Raw genomic sequence first — 20,027 nt, forward strand, 5'->3', positions numbered from 1 at the left:
ACCAGGCTCATGATCATCTATCCAACAATGGAGTTGCAGCACGGTCGGTGCGTTACACTCGACAGAGGCCGGCTGGATTCAGCCATGGTGTGGCACGTGGACCCGATCGAAACCGTGCGCAAATGGGCTGCGGCGGGGGCAGAGTGGATGCACCTCACGGACCTGGACGCCGTCGCTGGATCGACCCCCAACGCGGAGCTGGTCGAAAAAATCATCCGAGCGGCAGAAATCCCGGTGCAACTGGGCGGAGGTATGCGCAGCCGCGAGCATGTGGAACACTGGATCGACAAAGGCGCTGGGCGCATCGTCATCAGTACGCTGGCGGCAATTGAACCGCATCTGGTCAAGGAACTTGCCAAGCTGCACCCGGATCAGATCGTGCTGTCGGTGGACGTTTGGCAGGGCTACGTGATGACCGAGGGATGGCAGCACCAAAGCTCGTTCACGGCGGAAGCATTCATCGAAGCCTTTGCCGACACGCCGTTCGCGGGCATCGTCGTCACGGATATCGACAGCGACATGGGCGATGTCGAAGCGCAGCTTGGCGTCATCTCGGGCTTGGCGGAAAAGTCGCGCACCCCGGTCATCGCCAGCGGCGTCGTGCGGACGGTCGATGACATTTCGCGTCTTGCCTACATTCCCAACATCTCGGGGGCACTGGTCGGACGGGCGCTGTTCCGCAAGTCGCTCGACCTGGCCGAGGCCATTCAGGTTGCCAAGACGGCGCACGAGCCGGTGGCGGATTTCCAATAAGGCTTGCCTGCGCCTTCTGACGTCATCATCCTGTGGGATGTTTGGAGAAAGGGGGCGCAGGTGGTCGATCTCAAGGACATGTTCGGCGGTGGCGGCGAAGCGGGCAACCTGCTTGGCCTGCCTACAGGCGATTTCGACGAGATCGCAGCCGACATCGTGGTGTTCGGTGCGGACTGTGCAACGCCATATGGCTCGGTCGGGGCCTATTGCGCCGGCGGACCGTTCGCAATCCGTACCGGAGCTGCCGCATATGCCGGCGATACCGGCAAGGTGAATTTCGACCTCGGCGGTCCTGTTCTGCCCGCGGGTGTTCGCGCAGTCGATGCCGGCGATCTTTCGGTCGACGCCGTGGATGCGCCAGGCAATCGGGCGAAAGTCGAAAACGCCACGAAAGCGGTTCTGCAAGCTGGCGCTGTTCCGATCCTGCTGGGCGGCGATGACTCGGTTCCGATACCGTTCCTGCAAGCCTACGAGGCGCACGGGCCGCTGACGGTGCTTCAGATCGATGCGCATATCGATTGGCGCGATGAGGTGCAGGGCGAGCGGATGGGCCTGAGTTCGACCATGCGGCGGGCCAGCGAAATGCGGCACGTTGAGCGGATAGTGCAGGTTGGCGCGCGCGGCGTCGGATCGGCCGGCATGGATGCGCTGGAAGCGGCGACGGCATGGGGCGCACATCTGATCCCCGCGCATGAACTCTCCGCGGGAGGGATGGAGCGCGCATTGGACCTGATCCCGGCAAGGGCGCAAGTGGTGATTTGCTTCGATTGCGATGCATTGGACCCCGCCATCATGCCGGCGGTGATCGCGGCGACCGCCGGAGGATTGAGCTATGGCCAGGCGCTTCATCTGATCAAGGGAGTGGCCGCGAAGGCGAGGATCGCCGGTTTCGATCTGGTCGAGTTCATGCCCGAGCGGGACCGCGATCAGGCGGGGGCGCGGACGGCTGCACAACTCGTGACCTCGGTTCTTGGCCTGGTCGGCAGGCAAGTGGCTGAAATGCGCTGAAGATGGAAATGCCGTCGCTCTTGCCCCCGGACCCTTGGCCGGGGTAAGAGCGGTTCTTAAACAGGAAGCAGGCAAGAGGCACTTCATGCGCAGAGTCGTCGTAACCGGTCTTGGTTTGGTCACTCCTTTGGCCAGCGGGGTCGAGGAAACATGGTCGCGGCTGCTGGCCGGAGAGTCGGGCGCAGGGCCCATTACCCTATTCGATGCCGAGGCAAGCGGGGTCGCCACGACCTATGCCTGCGAGGTTCCTCGCGGCGACGGAACAAACGGCACCTTCAATCCCGACGACTGGATGCCGCCGAAGGAACAGCGCAAGATCGAGGATTTCATCCTGTACTCGATCGCAGCGGCCGAGATGGCCTGCAAGGACGCCGATTGGCTGCCCGAGGACGAGGAAGCGCGCCTGCGCACGGGTGTCATGATAGGCTCCGGCATCGGCGGCCTCGGCTCCATCGCCGAAACTGCCAACCTGATCAAGGAGCGCGGGCCGCGCCGTGTCTCGCCGTTCTTCATTCCCGGCGCGCTGATCAACCTTGCCTCGGGGCAGGTGTCGATCCGCTTTGGCTTCAAGGGCCCGAACCACTCGGTTGTCACGGCCTGTTCGACAGGCGCGCATGCGATCGGGGACGCCAGCCGTCTTATCCGGTTGGGCGACGCGGATGTGATGATCGCAGGCGGCGGCGAAGGCTGCATCTGCGAGATCGGCATCGCCGGATTCAACGCTTGCAAGGCCCTGTCCACGAAATTCGCGGACAACCCCAAGGCCGCCAGTCGGCCCTATGACGTGGACCGCGACGGCTTTGTCATGGGCGAAGGCGCTGGCGTGGTCGTGCTGGAAGAGTACGAGCATGCCATGGCGCGCGGCGCCAAGATCTATGCCGAGGTGCTTGGCTATGGCATGTCCGGCGACGCCTATCACATCACCGCGCCCTCCGAGGACGGGGATGGGGCCGAACGTTCGATGAAGGCCGCGCTGAAAAGCGCCGGGCTGGAGCCGAAGGATCTGGACTACATCAACGCGCATGGCACCTCGACCATGGCCGACACGATCGAACTCGGCGCGGTGGAGCGGCTGTTGGGCGAGCATGCCGGCAAGGTCACGATGACCTCGACCAAATCCGCCACGGGGCACCTTTTGGGGGCCGCGGGGGCGATCGAGGCCATCTTCTCGATCCTCGCGATCCGGGACCAGGTCGCGCCGCCGACGATCAACCTGGACAATCCGGCCGTCGAGACGCCGGTCGATCTGGCGCCGAACCAGAAGCGCGAGCGCGAAATCAACGTGGCCCTGTCGAACTCGTTCGGCTTTGGCGGCACCAATGCGAGCGTGATCTTCGGAAAGGCCGGTTGAATGTGGCGCGCGCTTGCCTCAAACATGCTGACCGTTCTGGTGGTCGGCCTGTTCCTGATCGCGGGTCTGGTCCTTTGGGGCAAGGCGCAATACACCGCTGAAGGGCCCTTGGAGACGGCGATCTGCCTGCGGGTGGAGCGGGGGTCAAACATGGCCCGCGTCAGCCAGGATCTGCAGGAGCAGGGCGCGGTGACCAGCGGCATGATCTTCCGTCTTGGAGCCCAATATTCTGATAAATCTCAAGAACTTAAGGCCGGAAGCTTCCTGGTGCGCGAACGGGCGTCGATGGAGGAGATCGTCGAGGACATCACCAAGGGCGGCGCAAGCACCTGCGGCACCGAAGTTGTCTATCGCATCGGCGTGACCAGCAACAAGGTTCTGGTGCGCGAACTGGACCCGGCCACGCTGGAGTTCGTCGAGGTCGCGGAGTTTGATCCGGCCGTGGACGAAGTGCCTAATTCCTATACGGAAAAGCGGGAGCAGGCGGATACGCGATATCGCATCGCCATGGCCGAGGGCGTGACCAACTGGCAGGTGGTCGAGGCGCTGAAGGCGATCGACGTGCTGGCCGGAGAGGTGACGGACGTGCCGGCGGAAGGGATGCTGGCGCCCGACAGCTACGAGGTCAGGCCGGGGGCCGAGCGTTCGGCGGTTCTGCAAAGAATGGTGGAAAAACAGCAGCTTAGGATAGGCGCCGCCTGGGAAAACCGGCAGGAAGGGCTGCCTCTGGAGAGCCCCGAGGAGATGCTGATACTGGCGTCGATCATCGAAAAGGAAACCGGCGTTCCAGAAGAGCGCGGGCAGGTCGCCAGCGTGTTCGTCAACCGTCTGGAAAAGGGCATGAAGCTGCAGACGGACCCGACCGTGATCTATGGCATCACCAAGGGGCAAGGCACGCTGGGCCGTGGCTTGCGGCAAAGTGAGCTTAGGCGCGCAACGCCTTGGAATACTTACCTTATCGACGGCTTGCCTCCGACGCCGATCGCCAATCCCGGGCTGGCCAGCCTGGAGGCCGCGGTTGCACCGGAGAAGACCGATTTCGTGTTCTTCGTGGCCGATGGCACGGGCGGGCACGCCTTTGCCGAAACGCTGCAGGAGCACAACCGGAACGTCGCCAAATGGCGCGAGATCGAGGCGCAGCAGAAGGAGTCGGGCAACTGACCTGACCGGCGGTTTCTTCCGTTTTGTACATTGGGCCGGACGGGGTTTGTCCGGTTTGTACAAGGCGATTTTGCCGCCGCGGCGACGGGCCGGGGGTCCGGCCGGGCCTTCGCCAACGGAGTTCCGTCAGCTGCTTCCGACCCCGGCAAAAATCGGGACGTCTCTCTTTACCGCTTTTCAACACTTTGTTCGGTACTCTGGCTTTGCGTGGCCACATGTGGTGCGCTTCGACGCGTGGAGGTGACTTGACCGACCTATCCTTCCCTTGGCGGCCGGAAAGGCCAGTAATGTCCTTTCGTGACGACGGGTTCAGAAGCGGAACCTGGACGGAGTTCGCGGCGGCGACCGTATCAAGGTTACGAAACGCGGTCCTGGCGACATGCGTGGCAATGGTGATCTTGACGATTGCGGTCTCGTCGGCCGCAGCCTCGAACGGTGACGTCGCGATCGAAGGGCGTTCCTGCCGAGTGGTGAAATTCGATCACAGGTCCGTTTGGAGCAAGAGGCAGCTTGAAAGCCTCATTATCTCCGAGTTGCGGGCCAACAAGCGGGAATTCGGGGCCTTGGACTGGAAGTGCATGGTTCAGGCGTTCAACAATCCAGAAAAATCGGCCACCGCGCTGCGCCTGTTGAATTCCGGCCCGGAGGGGGCTGATGTTTATCGGTTCACGCTCGACAGATCCCGAAATCCTGTTGCTGACGCGCTGTCACTGGGACCCGGAAACTCGAACGGAGTGTTCACGGCAACCTTCGAGGAACATCCATCCGGAAACGTTTTCGTTGTTCGAAGGGGAGGCGGCAAGGAACTGGTGCTGCCGGAAGAGGGGCAAACCCGGGCATCATTCAGGTTGCGGGGCGCAATGAAAGTGCGGGCGTCAGTCCGGCACGATCAAGTCGATACTGCAAACACTGGCGTTGCGTGTTAGGGGAGGCCATGGATGACGCGGCATCACACAAACCTGCGGTTCCCATTTCACTGGCTGCGGCGGGCGTCCTTTTCGCGTCGATTGGGTTCGGCTTGGTCCCCTATTTCAGCCGGGGCCTGACGGAGCAGGGCCTCGCGCCATACGCGGTCGCATTCTATCGCTACATCCTCGCCGCAGTCGTCCTGTTTCCCGCTCTTGTTCTCTGCAGGTCAGCCTGGCGGGAGATTCTTTGGGGTATGGCCGCCGGAGCCGTCATGGGATTGGGATGGATCGGCTATGTGAGCGCGCTGGAAACGGTGCCCGCTTCGACGGTGGGCGTTCTCTACATGACCTATCCGGTTTTCACGCTGCTGATCGCCTGGGCGCTGTTCGGAGACCGGCCGACGAAACGCGGCCTGGTCGCCGCCGGCTTGATCATCGTGGCGGCGGTCATCGCCGGGTCACCGGCCGCGGTGCCACCGGACCACATCCCAAGGCTTCTGGTCGCGCTGGCGGCTCCGTTCGGGTTCGGCTTTGGCATCTGCGTGCTCGTGCACCGTCTGTCGCGCATAGCGCCTCTCGCTCGTATCGCGTCGGTGTCGCTTGGGTCGGTTCTCGGGTTGTCGCCACTGATATTGACTTCGGACATCGCCGACATCCTGCCCGGCGACAGCAGCGATTGGGCGCTGAATACCGGTCTCGGCCTGGTTACGGCGCTGGTCCCGCAGCTGATCTATACGATCTGCTCGCCCGTGATTGGCGCGACGCGAACCGCCGTCATTGGCAGCATAGAGTTGCCCACCATGTTCGCGGTCGGAATTGTCGCCTTTGGCGAGATCATCAGCCCGGCGCAGGCAGTTGCCTGCGCTTTGGTCCTTGGCGCGATCGCTTTGACGCAGAGCCGGGCGACGCGCACGGTTACAACCGTCATTGCGAGAAAGCCCAGGAAATAGTTTTCGGGTCCAATCCCGCCGCGCAAGTTGGAACCGGAAACGGCCCGGTTCGCGTCAAGGACAAATCGCCTGTTGAAAAGGGCGGTAATTCGGGTCCTTGCGAAATTCAGAAAACATTAACTATTTCAGCGCGTTACCCGTTGCGCCCGTTGCCGAAATCCTTGACTTTGCGACCGGTTTCGCGTATGGGCATGTGCCATGCTAGAAGAAGTGGGCGACGGCCCCGGGGCGACCCGGCGGCCGTTTTCATTTCTCTCGTGCGGAGGTCACTCTCGCATGAGGTCACGAGCAAACATGACTTTGATTACCCCGGAAGAGCGGATTTCCCGGACGGCCGAGCTTTTGCTGTCGCTGGAGACGTCCATCCGCGGTCTGCGCCAAGCGGCGGAAGACCTGCGCAGGCAGATCGAGGCCGGGGAGGATGCAGACCTTGCCGGCGCCGGCAAGCAACTGGGACAGGTCGAGAGCCTGATCCGAAGTTGCCAGAAAGTGGAGACGAGTTTTGTCGAGCACCATCACAGACAATCAGGAATTGCCCAGGGGGGGCTATGCCCTCGACCTTGAGCAGGCTCGATTTGAAGTCGGGTGCCGATTGGCTCGCCTCCGCACCAGATGCGGTGCGGGAAGGATTTCTGAGTGAAATCGGGGAGGGGGGGCTGTGCGCCCTCCCTTTCCTTTTCGAGTTCTGGGCGCTGCCGCACCAGCTGCCGCCGGAGGGGGAGTGGCGGTCATGGGTGATCCTGGGCGGGCGCGGCGCGGGCAAGACGCGGGCCGGGGCCGAATGGGTGCGGTCGGTGGTCGAAGGGGCGAAACCCCTGGACAAGGGGGCCGCGCGGCGGGTGGCGCTGGTGGGCGAAACCTTCGACCAGGTGCGGGACGTGATGATCATGGGCGACAGCGGCATCCTGCGGTGCTCTCCGCCGGACCGGAGGCCGCAGTGGAAGGCGTCCGAGCGCAAGCTGATCTGGCCCAACGGGGCCGAGGCGCAGGTGTTTTCGGCGCATGACCCCGAGGGGCTGCGGGGCCCGCAATTCGATGCGGCCTGGGTGGACGAACTCGGCTGCGCCGCGATCGACAAGGGCACCAACGAGCCGAACAAGTTCCTGGACCCGAAATCCTCGGAGTCGCGCCTGCCCAGGTACTCGGACGGAACGCGCGACGATCTGATCCAGGTGCAATACCTGAAGGCGATGCTGGGATATTGGGACCGTCCGGAAAACAACCCGGTGTCGCCGGTCTATGGCGGCCGCATGATCGACCTGACGAACGCCTATGTCTGGGCGTGGGATGCGCGCCCGTTTCCGGCCTTTCCCAACCGCCGGAACCTGTGGAGCGACGGCGCCAACCATGCGCGCGGGCACTGGCTGAACGGGCGGACGGGCAACCGGACGCTTGCATCCGTCGTGACCGAGATCTGTCACCGGTCCGGCGTCACCGCGATCGACGTGTCGGAACTGTGGGGCGTCGTGCGGGGCTATCTGCAGGAGGATGTGTCGGATGCCCGCGCGGCCCTGCAGCCGTTGATGCTGCGCTACGGGTTCGACGTGGTCGAGCGGGACGGGGTGCTGCGGTTCCGGATGCGGGACGGAAGCGGCGCCGTGGCCTTGTGGCCGGAACACCTAGCGCGAAGTCCTGAGATCGAGGGAATCGTCGAATACCGCCGCGAGGCAGAAGCAGAGATGACCGGGCGGGTCCGTCTGCGTTTCGTGCAATCGGATGCCGACCACGACATCGTGGCCGAGGAGGCCGTGCTTGCCGATACCGAGACCCACGCCGTCGCGAGCAACGAGATGCCGTTGTCGATGACGCGGGCGGAGGGCCGTCAGACCGTCGAACGCTGGCTGAGCGAGGCGCGCGTCTCGCGCGAGACCGCGAGGTTCGCCTTGCCGCCTTCGCTGATGGCGCTGAGCGCGGGGGATGTGGTGCGGCTGCCGGCGGCGGCTGGCGGCGCGGAACTGCTCTATCGCATCGACCGGATCGAGCAGGCGGAACTGCAACTTGCCGAGGCGGTAAGGATCGAGCCAGGCGTCTATCAGCCCGCCGATTTTCCGATGGACGAGGTTCGCGCGAAGGCTTTCGTGGCGCCGACGCCCGTCCTGCCCGTGTTTCTGGATCTGCCGTTGATCACCAGGGACGAGGCGCCCCATGCCCCGTATCTGGCGGTCACGGCGGAGCCCTGGCCGGGAAGTGTGGCGGTCTACGTGTCGTCGAACGACGAAGGCTATGCGCTGGGCGAGATCATCGCGGACCGGGCCGTGATCGGCTATACCGAGACCGCCCTGCCGCGGGCCAGCGCCGGGTTGTGGGACGAAGGCCCCGCCCTGCAGGTCAAGCTGGTCGCGGGATCGCTGGAATCCCGGTCTCGGTCGGCTGTCCTGAACGGGGCGAACCTGGCCGCCATCGGGGACGGGACACCGGGAAACTGGGAGGTCTTCCAGTTCGCCACCGCGGAGCTGCTGGCGCCGGAAGTCTATTCGCTGTCCGGACGATTGCGCGGCCAGTTGGGCAGCGACGCGCTTGTGCCGGATGTCTGGCCCGCCGGATCGATGTTCGTCCTGCTGGACGGGCGGGTCGCGCAGATCGGGTTGGCGCGTTCCGAGCGTCGGGTGGCGAAGCACTATCGCATCGGTCCCGCGCGGCGGGGATATGACGATCCGTCCTACACGCACCTGATCCGGGCCTTCGATGGCAACGGGCTGAAACCTTATGCGCCCGTGCATCTGGTCGCCAAGGCGACCGCCGATGGCACCGCGTTCAGTTGGATCCGGCGCGCCCGGATTGACGGCGATGACTGGAGCGGCCTGGACGTTCCGTTGGGCGAGGAAAGGGAAACCTACCTGTTGCGGGTGCGGCATGGTGGGCGGGTCGTTCGGGAGGTGTCAACGGGAACGCCGGGCTGGACCTATGACTCGGCGGCAAGGTCTTCGGACGGGCTTTGGGGGGCGTACGAGGTCGAGGTGGCCCAGATATCGGCCACATACGGGCCGGGAGCCTTTGCCCGGCTGACCGTGGAGTGACCCGGATCATGCGCCCACTGCTTCACGGGGATGTCAGTTCGGCGGCACGGGTCCTGCTTGGCGTTCCGCCCGCCGAGCGCGATTTGCTGTGCCGCCGCATGATCACCGAGGCTGAGATCGCGGATCGGCACGTGGCTGCGACGGGCAGGCTGCATCCCGATTTCGGCAACGGGTCGCTGATGTCGGCCGCGCGCAGGCGGGCGCTGGCGGATGAGCCCGGTTTCGACGATCCGCACTATTGCAGCTGTTTCGAACTGGTGCTGCGTCACCTGATCCGGTTTCACGTCAGCCGGACGCGCAGCTGACGCAGCGGCTGGCCGCGAGATCGAGTTCCAGGCGGCCCCGGGCGATCTCGTCGCCGCAATCCTCGCAATAGCCGTATTCGCCCTCGTCGATCCGATGGAGGGCGGCGGTGAGCCGCCTGGCCTCGAGATCGCGCCGCGCCTGCTGTGCCTTGGCCATCGCCTGATTTTGTAGCGCGTCCATCCGGCTGAGGCGGCCGATCGCCTGCTGATCCAGTTCGACCACGCCCTGCGCGTCGCGCGCGGCTTTGGAACCCCGTTCCAGTTCGGTCAGCTTTTCGCGGATGAGGCGCCGAAAATGTTCAAGTTCCGAGTCATTCATTTCCGTTGTGTCGCACATCAAGGGTTTGCGTTTGGCCTTTTGCCGCCTAGATGGGTATTCTAGGCGGAGCAGAGGACCGAAAGCCATGATTGAAACGCGTAGAAATCTGACCCCCGTCGATCCCGTCTGGGATCGCATCACCACCGAAGCCCAGTCGGCCGTCGACAAGGAGCCGTTGATGGGCGGGTTGGTGCACGCCTGCATTCTTCATCACAAGAGCCTCGACAAGGCGTTGTCCTACCGGATCGCGGCCAAGCTTTGCTCGAACGAGATGTCGATGATGGTCCTGCGGGAAATCGTGGACGAAGGCTATGCGGACGATCCGGGATTGCTCGAGGCGGCGCGGGCCGATCTGATGGCGGTCTATGAACGCGATCCCGCCTGTCACCGGCTGTTGCAGCCGATCCTGTATTTCAAGGGCTACCAGGCAATGCAGGCCTATCGCGTGGCGCATTGGCTGTGGAAGCGCGGACGGCACGACCTGGCCTATTTCTTCCAGATGAGATGCTCGGAGATCTTCGGGATCGACATTCATCCCGCCGCGCGGATCGGCAAGGGGATCATGATCGACCACGCGCATTCCATCGTCATCGGTGAAACGGCGGTGGTGGGCGACAACGTGTCGATGCTGCATTCGGTGACGCTGGGCGGCACCGGCAAGGAGGAAGAGGACCGTCATCCCAAGATCGGCAACGGCGTTCTGATCGGGGCCGGGGCGAAGGTTCTGGGCAATATCAAGGTCGGGAACTGCAGCCGCATCGCAGCGGGCTCGGTCGTTCTGCAGGAGGTGCCGCCGTTCAAGACCGTGGCCGGGATTCCGGCGAAGATCGTGGGAGAGGCGGGGTGCGACCAGCCGGCCATTTCCATGGATCACATGCTGGGCAAGGACCTGTAGGCCTCAAGCTACAAGTAAGAAAAGCCGCCCCGGAGTTCCGGGGCGGCTTTTTCTTGTCCGGGGCAGCCCGTCAGGCCAGCATGACCATCGGGTTTTCCAGGTTGTCCACGATCGCCTGCAGCAACTGCGCGCCGAGCGCGCCGTCGATGACCCGGTGATCGACGGACATCGTGACCGACATGACCGTCGCGACGGTCAGTTCCCCGTCCTCGCCCACGACCGGCTTCTTGATCCCGGTGCCGACCGCGAGGATGCCCGCATGAGGCGGGTTCACGATGGCGTCGAAGTTGTCGATGCCGAACATGCCGAGGTTGGAAACGGCGAAGGTTCCGCCCTGGTATTCATGCGGCGCCAGCTTGCGCTCGCGCGCGCGGGCCGCCAGATCCTTCATCTCGGTCGAGAGGGCCGAGAGGGATTTCATGTCGGCATCCTGCAGGACAGGGGTGAACAGGCCGCCCTCGATCGCCACGGCCACGGCCACGTCGGACGGCTTCAGTTGCAGCACCCGGTCGCCCGCCCAGACGGCGTTGCACTCGGGCACCTGCTGAAGCGCGTTGGCCACGGCCTTGATGATGAAGTCGTTGACCGACAGCTTGACGCCGCGACCTTCCAGCTGCTTGTTCAGCTGCGCGCGGAATTTCAGCAGGGCGTCCAGCCTGATTTCACGCCGCAGGTAGAAATGCGGGATGGTCTGCTTGGCCTCGCTGAGGCGCGCGGCGATGGTCTTGCGCATCCCGTCGAGCTTGATCTCTTCGTAAGGCCGGCCCTCGTACATCCGTGCGACCATGTCCGCCGACGGTCCTGCCGCCGGGGTTGCCGCGGCAGGCGCCGCCGCGGCGGCGGGCGCGGCAGCTGGTGCCGGAGCGGCGGCTTTCGCGCCTTCGACATCCGCCTTGACGATCCGCCCGTGCGGGCCTGAACCCTTGATCTGGGCCAGGTCCAGACCTTTCTGGGCCGCGATGCGGCGGGCCAGCGGCGAGGCGAAGATGCGCCCGCCATCGGCGGCCTTCGGCGCCGCCGGAGCCGGGGCGGATGCCTCGGCGCTTTTGGCGGGGGCCGCTTCGGCACTTGCCGGGGCTTCGGGTTTGGCCTCGGCCGCCTTGGCCGGCGCTGCCGAGATGTCGTCGGCGCTTTCGCCCTCGTCCAGCAGCACGGCGATCGGGGTGTTGACCTTGACGCCTTCGGTGCCTTCCTGGATCAGGATCTTGCCGACGATGCCTTCGTCGACGGCCTCGAATTCCATCGTGGCCTTGTCGGTTTCGATCTCGGCCAGCAGGTCGCCGGAGGAAACGGTGTCGCCTTCCTTGACCAGCCATTTGGCGAGCGTGCCTTCCTCCATCGTCGGAGACAGGGCGGGCATGAGGATTTCGGTGGGCATATTCGTGTCGCTCCTTACCGATAGGTCACTTGTTTGACGGCGGCGATCACTTCGTCGGTGGTCACCAGCGCCAGTTTTTCCAGGTTCGCGGCATAGGGCATGGGCACGTCCTTGCCGGTGCAGTTGATGACCGGCGCGTCGAGATAGTCGAACGCCTCCTGCATCACCACCGACGAGATGTAGCTGCCGACGGAGCCCTGCGGCCAGCCTTCCTCGACCGTCACCAGGCGGTTGGTCTTCATCACCGAGTTGATGATCGCGCCGGTATCCATCGGGCGCAGGGTGCGCAGGTCGATCACCTCGGCGCTGATGCCGTCTTCGGCCAGCTTGTCGGCGGCCTCAAGCGCGTATTGCATGCCGATGCCGAAGCTGACGATGGTGACGTCGGAACCTTCGCGCCAGATGCGGGCCTTGCCGAATGGAATGGCGAGGTCGTCGATCTGCGGCACGTCGAAGGACCGGCCATAGAGGATCTCGTTCTCGAGGAAGATCACCGGGTTCGGATCGCGGATCGCGCTTTTCAGCAGGCCCTTGGCGTCGGCGGCGGAATAGGGCATCGCCACCTTCAGGCCGGGGATCTGCATGTACCAGGCGGCGTAGTCCTGGCTGTGCTGCGCGGCCACGCGGGCGGCGGCGCCGTTCGGTCCGCGGAACACGATCGGACAGCCCATCTGGCCGCCGGACATGTAAAGGGTCTTGGCGGCCGAGTTGATGATCTGGTCGATTGCCTGCATGGCGAAGTTGAAGGTCATGAATTCGACGATCGGCCTCAGCCCGGCCATCGCCGAACCGACGGCGATGCCGGCAAAGCCGTGCTCGGTGATCGGCGTGTCGATGACGCGGCGCGCGCCGAATTCGTCCAGCAGGCCCTGGCTTACCTTGTAGGCGCCCTGGTATTCGGCGACTTCCTCGCCCATCAGATAGACGTCCTCGTCGGAGCGCATCTCTTCGGCCATCGCATCGCGCAGCGCCTCGCGCACCGTCTGCTGTTTCATCTGCGCATCCGCAGGCCAGTCGGGCGACTGGTCCACCTTGGGCGCTGCGGGCGCAGCCTCGGTAGCCGCTGCCGCCGGTTCGCTGGTGTCCCGCGCAGCCTTGTCCCCGCTGTCTTCCGGCGCGGACTTGGGTTCGGGCAGATCGTCGGCGCTTTCGCCTTCCTCGACGAGGATCGCGATGGGGGTGTTGACCTTGACGCCCTCGGTGCCTTCGCCGATCAGGATCTTGCCGACGATGCCTTCATCGACGGCCTCGAACTCCATCGTGGCCTTGTCGGTTTCGATCTCGGCCAGAATGTCGCCCGAGTTCACGGTGTCGCCTTCCTTGACCAGCCATTTGGCCAGGGTGCCCTCTTCCATCGTGGGCGAGAGCGCAGGCATCAGAATTTCGGTTGCCATGTCTTGTTCGTCCTCTCAGGCGTAGATGTCGGTCCAGAGCTCTTCGACCGAAGGCTCGGGGCTGTCTTTCGAGAAATCGGCGGCCTTGTTGACGACATCCTTGATCTCCTTGTCGATCGCCTTGAGGTCGTCTTCGGTCGCGTGGTTGCCGGTCAGCAGCATCTCGCGGACCTGTTCGATCGGGTCATGCTGCTCGCGCATCTTCTGCACTTCCTCGCGGGTGCGGTACTTGGCGGGGTCCGACATGGAGTGGCCGCGGTAGCGGTAGGTCTTGACCTCGAGGATGTAAGGGCCCTTGCCCGCGCGGCAGTGGGCGACCGCCTTTTCCCCGGCTTCCTTGACCGCAAGCACGTTCATGCCATCGACGATCTCGCCGGGAATGCCGAACGCCTCGCCGCGGTGGTAGATGTCCTTGGTCGAGGTCGAGCGCGCCTGCGCCGTGCCCATGGCGTACTGGTTGTTCTCGATGACGAACACCACAGGCAGGCTCCAGAGGGCGGCCATGTTGAAGGTCTCGTAGACCTGGCCCTGGTTGGCGGCGCCGTCGCCGAAATAGGTGAAGGTGACGCGGCCGTTGTCCTTGTACCTGTCGGCGAAGGCGAGGCCCGCGCCCAGCGGCACCTGCGCGCCGACGATGCCGTGGCCGCCGTAGAAATGCTTCTCTTTCGAGAACATGTGCATCGAGCCGCCCTTGCCCTTGGAATAGCCGCCGGTGCGTCCGGTGAGTTCGGCCATCACGCCGCCCGGATCCATTCCGCAGGCCAGCATGTGGCCATGATCGCGGTAGGAGGTGATGCGCTTGTCGCCTTCCTCGGCCGCGGCCTCGAGGCCGACCACGACGGCCTCCTGGCCGATGTAGAGGTGGCAGAAGCCGCCGATCAGGCCCATGCCGTACAGCTGGCCTGCCTTTTCCTCGAATCGGCGGATCAGCAGCATTTCGCGGTAATAGTGTTTCAGTTCATCCGCTGAAACATTTGGTTTCTTTGAGCTTTTTCGCGTGGCCATACCGGCACTCTCCCCCTTTCGGCAAGATAGTTTAGCGTTAAACTATCTCATAAAGCATTTGGGCCGGTCTGGCGAGGGGAAATGTGACGCAGCGTCCGCCCGGGCTGCGGACCGCCTAGCGGATGACGATTTCGTCGGCGCGCAGCAGGCCGAGCACCGAGCGGGCCTGCTGGTCGAGCAGGTCCAGGTCGAGATAGGAGTCCGATAGACGGCGGGTCAGGTTTTCCATTTTCGCGATCTCGGCTTCAAGCTTGCCGAGGTCGCGCGACAGGGCGTCCCGTTCCGCCGCGATCTCGACCCGACGGAACAGGCCGTAGTCGCCCTGCACCGCAGCGAAGGTGAAATAGACACCCAGGGAAAAAGCAACTGCGAAGAAGAGAACTGAGCCCAAACCGGGCCGATGGGAACGGGACACTCTGGTTACCACGTATGAATACTGCCTCAAGAAACGTGCCCTTGCCGGGCATCTGAAATCACTATGTCACAGGTGATTCGGCTTGTGAATCCCCGTTCTGCAAACGGACTCGAAATATTGCGGGTGCTGCGGATTTTCATCCTTGCGGGGTGACGACGCCCGCAAAATCCCGGCGGATCACGGCGTCGATCAAGGCGGCGAAATCAGCAAAGGCGCGGGGCGTTCCACTGGCGCTGCGCCAGACCAATCCCACGCTGCGGTACATGCCGCCAAGGCGGGTCACCGCAACGTCGCCGCCGCGCCCCTGTACCTCGGATTGCGCGTAGAGCGCCGGCAGCAGCGTGACGCCCATGTTCATCGAAACCATCTGACGCAGCGCATCCAGGCTGGTGCCCTCGAAGTCGGTGCGCAGGACCGCCCCGACATCTTCGCACAGGTCGGCAATCTGCCGATGCAGGCGGTAGGACGGGCCGAGGCTGAGCACGGTTTGCCCGGCCAGTTCGGCGCGTTCGACCCGGGTGCGCCCGGCGAGGTCATGTTCCGGCGCGACCGCCAGATGCAGCGGTTCACGGAACAGGGGGCGGATCCGAAAGACTTCGCCCTGCACCGGAAGCTGGGTGAGGATCATGTCGTGCCGACCTGCGGCCAGGTCTTCGGCCAGTTCGCGCGGCGCTCCGTCCCGCACCAGCAGGCGCAGGTCGGGATGCGCGGCATGCAGGCGCTTCAGCACGTGCGGCAGAAGGTATGGGCCGATCGTCGGGGTCGAACCCAGCCGCAACGTGCCGCGCAGCCCGTCGCGGAGCGGCGTGGCATAGCTGGCCAGGCCTTCGACCTGGTGCAAGACCTTTTCGGCCAGCTCCGCCACATCGCGCCCCTCCGGCGTCAGGATCAGCCCGCTGCGATGGCGTTCCAGCAGCCGGACGCCCAGCGCGTCCTCGAAGGCGCTTATCTGCAGGCTCAGCGACGGCTGGCTGATACCCAGTTGCTGCGCCGCGCGCCGGAACTGGCCGACCCGGACCAAGGTTTCGAAATAGCGGATCTGGCGCAGGGTGATTTCGGACGTCATGGGGGCGGATCCGGTGTTGGATAGGTTTTTCCTATCCTAAATCATCATTGCATTGTCTCGTTTAAAGACCTGCACTTCCCATATTTGAATTGCGAACACCGAAACACGTCATTTTCAAACCAGGGGAGGCACCATGAAGTACAGTCCGCGCGTCAAGAAATTCTCACTGAAGGTCCGCATGGCCAAGCTGCGTCAACGGCAGTCGGAGCTTAAGGCCCGGATCGTGGAGGAACTCAAGCGTCCTGCGCCCTGCAGCACGACGCTGCAGCAACTCAAGCGCCGCAAATTGCGGATCAAGGACGATCTTGCGCGGCACGAAGGCATCCTGCGCACGCTCGACGCCCTGGCGCCGCGCGCGCAGAGCGCCGGATCGGGCTGACGCTTCAGACAGAGAGGATCAGACATGTTCGACGTCGTTTACCGCACGACCGGGCTGCGCTGGATGCACAGTTCGGACATCGAAGACATGCGCAGCGCCATCATCGATGACGATGATGACGATGGGCCGGATGGCGGCAGCCCGGTCGTGCATGGGACAAGACCGGAACGCTCGGACACAGAAGGGTTGCGCCGAACCATCCGGCGCTGACCGCGCGAAACGCTTGTGCCGTGCCCGGCGTCAGTTTCCGTTCAGCGCGTTGACGCCGGGCAGGGTCTTGCCTTCCATCCACTCCAGGAATGCGCCGCCTGCGGTGGAGATGTACGTGAAATCGCCGGCCGCACCCGAGGCGTTCAGCGCGGCGACCGTGTCGCCGCCGCCAGCGACCGACGTGAGCTTGCCGGCGCGGGTGAGGGCGGCGGCCTTGAGAGCGGCGGCGTTGGTGGCGGCGTCGAACGGTTCCAGTTCAAATGCGCCCAGGGGGCCGTTCCAGATCAGCGTCTGGCTCTGCCCGAAGATTTCGACGATCCTGGCGACGCTTTCCGGACCGGCGTCGAGGATCAGGCCGTCCTCGGGGCATTTGTCGGCGGGCAGCACCTCGTGCGGCGCATCGGATTCGAATTTCTTCGCAACGACGATGTCGCTGGGCAGAACGATCTTGCAGCCCGTGGCCTCGGCCTTGGCCATGATCTCGGCGGCGGTGTCCTTCATGATGCGTTCGGCCAAGGACTTGCCGACATGGTATCCCTTGGCGGCCAGGAAGGTATTGGCCATGCCGCCGCCGATCACCAGGTAGTCCACCTTTTCGATCAGGTTGCCCAGCAGTTCCAGCTTGGTCGATACCTTGGCGCCGCCGACGACGGCCGTCACCGGACGTTCGGGCGAGCCCAGCGCGCTTTCCAGCGCCTGCAGTTCCGCCTGCATCAGGCGCCCGGCGCAGGCGGGAAGCAGGCGCGCGATCGCCTCGGTCGAACTGTGCGCGCGGTGCGAGGCCGAGAAGGCGTCGTTGCAAAAGACATCGCCCAGGCGCGCCATTCCGGCGGCGAGTTCGGGATCGTTCTTGGTTTCGGTGGCGTGGAACCGGGTGTTCTCCAGCAGCAGGACTTCGCCCGGCTGCAGGGACTCGGCGGCCAGTTCCGCAGCGGGGCCGACGCAGTCGGCGGCGAAGCGGACCTTGGTTTCAAAGGCGCGTTCCAGCGTCGGGATCAGCTGTTTCAGCGACAGGTTCTCGCGCCGCTCGCCGCCAGGCCGGCCGAAATGCGCCAGCAGGATCGGCTTGCCGCCCGCGGCCAGGATGTCGCGAACGGAGGGGGCGATGCGGCGGATGCGGGTGGAATCGGTCACGACGCCGTCCACGATCGGCACGTTGATGTCCACGCGCACCAGCACGCGCTTGCCGTTCAGGTCCATGTCGTCGAGTGTTTTCCAGCCCATCGCGTCCGCTCCGCTGCGTTGAAAGGATTTGGGCGGTTCTTTTCCTGCATTTCGCGCAGAGGTCAATGCGTCACTTGGCATTCGCGCGGCTGAGGCATAGGTATTTGCGCAACATCCAAAGACAGGAGGGCCCAATGGCCGAGATCAAGGATCCCGAAAACACCATCATCATCGAACTCAAGGGCGGCCAGGTGGTCATCGAGCTTTTGCCGGACGTGGCGCCCAAGCATTCCGAGCGCATGAAGGAACTGGCGCGTGCCGGCGAATACGACAACGTGGCGTTCCACCGGGTGATCGACGGCTTCATGGCGCAGACAGGCGACGTGCAGCACGGCGACATGGAGGACGGCTTCAACATCCGCATGGCGGGCACCGGGGGGTCGTCGCTGCCGAACCTGCCGGCCGAATTCTCGAAGCTGCCGCACGACCGGGGCACGCTGGGCGCTGCGCGATCGCAGAATCCGAACTCGGCCAATTCCCAGTTCTTCATCAATTTCAAGGACAACCATTTCCTGAACGGCCAATACACCGTCTATGGCCGGGTAGTCTCGGGGATGGAGCATGTGGACGCCATCACCCGCGGCGAGCCGCCCGCGAGCCCGGACCGCATGATCAGCGTCAAGGTGGCCGCCGATGTATAAGCTGGCCGCCGCATTGACCCTGCTGGCCGGCCCCGCGCTGGCCACCGGGCTTGAGATCCAGGTCGAAGGTGAGGGCGCCAACGGCACGATCACCGTCGATCTTTTCGAGGACGTCGCGCCCAAGCATGTCGAGCAGATTGCGGCCCTGGCTGCGGAAGGCAAGTATGACGGGGTGGTCTTTCACCGCGTGATCGACGGCTTCATGGCGCAGACGGGCGACGTGCAGTTCGGCAAGCTGGGCGAGGACATGCGCCGCGCCGGCACCGGCGGATCCGACCGTCCCGACCTGCCGGCCGAGTTCTCGGACATCACCTATGACCGCGGCGTCGTGGGCATGGCGCGGGCGCAGGACCCCGACAGCGCCAACTCGCAGTTTTTCATCATGTTCGCGCCGGGGCCCTTCCTTGACGGGGACTACACGGTTGTCGGCAAGGTCACGGACGGCATGGATGTCGTAGATGCGATCAAGCGCGGCACCGGCCCCAACGGCGCCGTCATCGGCCAGCCCGACGTCATGAAGACGGTCACCGTGACGGAATGACGACGGACCCCGGCGCCGGCGACGCGGCGCCGGGGGTTCAGGCAGGCACACGGACCTTCACGTGTGCGTGCAGTGGGCTGTTCCGGTTGGTCCATTGCACTCCATCATTGCGCATCGGAACGGATCGGATCCATGCGCTTTCTCTCGCTTCTCATCGTCTTTTTCACGGCCACCATGCTGCAGGCCAGCCCCGAACGCTGGCGTCACGAATGGCCGGAAACCGATTTCAACCGCACCAGCGTCACCAACTGGGCCGAGATCCTGTCGGGCGGGCCGCCCAAGGACGGGATTCCGGCGATCGATGACCCGCAGTTTCTGCATGCCCGTGACGAGACTCGCATCGGGCCCACGGAGCCGGTGATAACCGTCGCGATCGGAGGGCAGAAACCTCGTGCCTATCCGATCCGCTACCTGATGTGGCATGAGATCGTGAACGACCGGGTGGGGGGCATTCCGGTCGCGGTGACCTATTGCCCGCTGTGCAACTCGGCCGTCACCTTCGACCGGCGCACCCGGGCGGGCGTGCTGACCTTTGGCGTCAGCGGCAAGCTGCGCCATTCGGACATGGTGATGTATGACCGCCAGACCCAGAGCTGGTGGCAGCAGGCGGTCGGCGAGGCCATCGTCGGCAAGCTTACGGGCACGCAGCTGAAGATGCTGCCATCCTGGATGGAAAGCTGGCAGCAGTTCACCGCGCGCAACCCCGACGGCCTGGTCATGGCCGAGCCCGCATACAACCGCGACTACGGACGCAACCCGTACCGCGGCTATGACAGTTCGCGCAGGCCGTTCCTGTACTCGGGCGAGCTGCCGCCGCACGGAATTCATCCGCTGGAGCGCGTCGTGCGGGTCGGCGACAGGGCTTGGCCCCTGACGCGGCTCAGCCAGGCCGGAGAGATCAGCGAGGCCGGGGTGCGGATCTCGTGGGTCGCGGGACAGGCCTCGGCGCTTGACGCCGGGCAGATCGGCAAGGGCCGCGATGTGGGGTCGATACGGGTCAGGGACGGGCGCGGCCGCGACGTGGTGCATGACGTCATGTTCGCCTTCGCCTTCCACGCCTTCTGGCCGGACGGTCAATGGATGCTTGGCCGATGACGCGCCCGCCGC

At 64.5% G+C, this 20,027-nt stretch carries 22 protein-coding genes; 15 read left to right on the top strand and 7 right to left on the bottom strand.

Translation table 11 applies throughout. The annotated features are described in order from the left end of the window. The first annotated feature begins 9 nt into the window (after positions 1 to 9). The 9 genes from FGK63_RS14730 to FGK63_RS14770 all read left to right on the top strand — a co-directional run bounded on the left by FGK63_RS14730 (position 10) and on the right by FGK63_RS14770 (position 9,453). Positions 10 to 753 (top strand): 1-(5-phosphoribosyl)-5-[(5-phosphoribosylamino)methylideneamino]imidazole-4-carboxamide isomerase, encoded by a 744-nt coding sequence (locus FGK63_RS14730; RefSeq protein WP_138843582.1) that lies wholly within the window; start codon positions 10 to 12, stop codon positions 751 to 753. Between the two features lie 3 nt (positions 754 to 756). After that, a complete protein-coding gene (locus FGK63_RS14735) occupies positions 757 to 1,761 on the top strand; it encodes an arginase family protein (RefSeq protein ID WP_246044045.1) in 1,005 nt (334 codons plus the stop codon). A gap of 85 nt (positions 1,762 to 1,846) precedes the next feature. Continuing rightward, positions 1,847 to 3,112 carry a beta-ketoacyl-ACP synthase II gene (gene fabF / locus FGK63_RS14740; RefSeq protein ID WP_138843583.1) on the top strand — a complete coding sequence of 422 codons (1,266 nt, stop codon included), beginning with the start codon at positions 1,847 to 1,849 and terminating at the stop codon, positions 3,110 to 3,112. Continuing rightward, the gene (gene mltG / locus FGK63_RS14745) at positions 3,113 to 4,273 is read left to right on the top strand and encodes an endolytic transglycosylase MltG (RefSeq protein WP_138843585.1); all 1,161 of its coding nucleotides are present in this window, start codon (positions 3,113 to 3,115) and stop codon (positions 4,271 to 4,273) included. It begins immediately after the preceding gene. 383 nt (positions 4,274 to 4,656) lie between these two features. Continuing rightward, positions 4,657 to 5,199 (top strand): hypothetical protein, encoded by a 543-nt coding sequence (locus FGK63_RS14750; protein ID WP_138843587.1) that lies wholly within the window; start codon positions 4,657 to 4,659, stop codon positions 5,197 to 5,199. A gap of 8 nt (positions 5,200 to 5,207) precedes the next feature. Then, positions 5,208 to 6,131 carry a DMT family transporter gene (locus tag FGK63_RS14755; RefSeq protein WP_138843589.1) on the top strand — a complete coding sequence of 308 codons (924 nt, stop codon included), beginning with the start codon at positions 5,208 to 5,210 and terminating at the stop codon, positions 6,129 to 6,131. Positions 6,132 to 6,407: 276 nt separating this feature from the next. Then, positions 6,408 to 6,695 carry a hypothetical protein gene (locus tag FGK63_RS14760; protein ID WP_246044046.1) on the top strand — a complete coding sequence of 96 codons (288 nt, stop codon included), beginning with the start codon at positions 6,408 to 6,410 and terminating at the stop codon, positions 6,693 to 6,695. After that, complete coding sequence (locus FGK63_RS14765) at positions 6,680 to 9,148, top strand: baseplate multidomain protein megatron (protein WP_138843591.1); 2,469 nt, start codon at positions 6,680 to 6,682, stop codon at positions 9,146 to 9,148. Before FGK63_RS14760 ends, FGK63_RS14765 begins: the two co-directional genes overlap by 16 nt. Before the next feature lie 8 nt (positions 9,149 to 9,156). Further along, positions 9,157 to 9,453 (top strand): DUF7742 family protein, encoded by a 297-nt coding sequence (locus FGK63_RS14770; protein ID WP_171052661.1) that lies wholly within the window; start codon positions 9,157 to 9,159, stop codon positions 9,451 to 9,453. On the opposite strand, the gene FGK63_RS14775 is transcribed toward FGK63_RS14770, so the two are convergent. Beyond that, positions 9,434 to 9,772, bottom strand: coding sequence for a TraR/DksA family transcriptional regulator (locus tag FGK63_RS14775; protein WP_138843593.1), 339 nt, complete (start codon positions 9,770 to 9,772; stop codon positions 9,434 to 9,436). The genes FGK63_RS14770 and FGK63_RS14775 overlap by 20 nt on opposite strands. Before the next feature lie 85 nt (positions 9,773 to 9,857). Between FGK63_RS14775 and cysE the strand changes: the two genes are divergently transcribed. Then, positions 9,858 to 10,667: a serine O-acetyltransferase gene (gene cysE / locus FGK63_RS14780; RefSeq protein WP_138843595.1), complete on the top strand. Its 810-nt coding sequence runs from the start codon at positions 9,858 to 9,860 to the stop codon at positions 10,665 to 10,667. 70 nt (positions 10,668 to 10,737) lie between these two features. Here cysE and FGK63_RS14785 read toward each other — a convergent pair whose 3' ends face one another. The 5 genes from FGK63_RS14785 to FGK63_RS14805 all read right to left on the bottom strand — a co-directional run bounded on the left by FGK63_RS14785 (position 10,738) and on the right by FGK63_RS14805 (position 15,925). Continuing rightward, on the bottom strand, positions 10,738 to 12,045 hold the full coding sequence (locus tag FGK63_RS14785) for a pyruvate dehydrogenase complex dihydrolipoamide acetyltransferase (protein ID WP_138843597.1): 1,308 nt from the start codon (positions 12,043 to 12,045) through the stop codon (positions 10,738 to 10,740). Between the two features lie 14 nt (positions 12,046 to 12,059). Beyond that, the gene (locus FGK63_RS14790) at positions 12,060 to 13,439 is read right to left on the bottom strand and encodes a pyruvate dehydrogenase complex E1 component subunit beta (RefSeq protein ID WP_138843599.1); all 1,380 of its coding nucleotides are present in this window, start codon (positions 13,437 to 13,439) and stop codon (positions 12,060 to 12,062) included. A gap of 15 nt (positions 13,440 to 13,454) precedes the next feature. Continuing rightward, a complete protein-coding gene (gene pdhA / locus FGK63_RS14795) occupies positions 13,455 to 14,444 on the bottom strand; it encodes a pyruvate dehydrogenase (acetyl-transferring) E1 component subunit alpha (RefSeq protein ID WP_138843601.1) in 990 nt (329 codons plus the stop codon). A gap of 115 nt (positions 14,445 to 14,559) precedes the next feature. Continuing rightward, positions 14,560 to 14,859 carry an FtsB family cell division protein gene (locus tag FGK63_RS14800; RefSeq protein ID WP_171052662.1) on the bottom strand — a complete coding sequence of 100 codons (300 nt, stop codon included), beginning with the start codon at positions 14,857 to 14,859 and terminating at the stop codon, positions 14,560 to 14,562. Positions 14,860 to 14,995: 136 nt separating this feature from the next. Continuing rightward, the gene (locus FGK63_RS14805; RefSeq protein WP_138843603.1) at positions 14,996 to 15,925 is read right to left on the bottom strand and encodes a hydrogen peroxide-inducible genes activator; all 930 of its coding nucleotides are present in this window, start codon (positions 15,923 to 15,925) and stop codon (positions 14,996 to 14,998) included. A 133-nt stretch (positions 15,926 to 16,058) separates the two neighbouring features. Between FGK63_RS14805 and FGK63_RS14810 the strand changes: the two genes are divergently transcribed. Both FGK63_RS14810 and FGK63_RS14815 read left to right on the top strand, forming a co-directional pair. After that, positions 16,059 to 16,304: a YdcH family protein gene (locus FGK63_RS14810; protein WP_138843605.1), complete on the top strand. Its 246-nt coding sequence runs from the start codon at positions 16,059 to 16,061 to the stop codon at positions 16,302 to 16,304. Positions 16,305 to 16,328: 24 nt separating this feature from the next. After that, entirely contained in the window at positions 16,329 to 16,514 is a 186-nt protein-coding gene (locus FGK63_RS14815) for a hypothetical protein (RefSeq protein ID WP_138843607.1), read from the top strand. A gap of 30 nt (positions 16,515 to 16,544) precedes the next feature. Here the strand turns inward: FGK63_RS14815 and FGK63_RS14820 are convergent, their stop codons facing one another. Then, positions 16,545 to 17,738 carry a phosphoglycerate kinase gene (locus tag FGK63_RS14820; protein WP_138843609.1) on the bottom strand — a complete coding sequence of 398 codons (1,194 nt, stop codon included), beginning with the start codon at positions 17,736 to 17,738 and terminating at the stop codon, positions 16,545 to 16,547. Positions 17,739 to 17,872: 134 nt separating this feature from the next. On the opposite strand from FGK63_RS14820, the gene FGK63_RS14825 reads away from it, so the two are divergent. The 3 genes from FGK63_RS14825 to FGK63_RS14835 all read left to right on the top strand — a co-directional run bounded on the left by FGK63_RS14825 (position 17,873) and on the right by FGK63_RS14835 (position 20,015). Then, entirely contained in the window at positions 17,873 to 18,379 is a 507-nt protein-coding gene (locus FGK63_RS14825) for a peptidylprolyl isomerase (RefSeq protein ID WP_138843611.1), read from the top strand. After that, positions 18,372 to 18,920, top strand: coding sequence for a peptidylprolyl isomerase (locus FGK63_RS14830; RefSeq protein ID WP_138843613.1), 549 nt, complete (start codon positions 18,372 to 18,374; stop codon positions 18,918 to 18,920). The genes FGK63_RS14825 and FGK63_RS14830 overlap by 8 nt, the downstream gene beginning before the upstream one ends. Positions 18,921 to 19,052: 132 nt before the next feature. Next, complete coding sequence (locus FGK63_RS14835) at positions 19,053 to 20,015, top strand: DUF3179 domain-containing protein (protein ID WP_138843615.1); 963 nt, start codon at positions 19,053 to 19,055, stop codon at positions 20,013 to 20,015. The last annotated feature ends 12 nt before the right edge of the window (positions 20,016 to 20,027 follow it).

The organism is Ruegeria sediminis, assembly GCF_005938215.1.
GTDB lineage: Bacteria > Pseudomonadota > Alphaproteobacteria > Rhodobacterales > Rhodobacteraceae > Ruegeria > Ruegeria sediminis.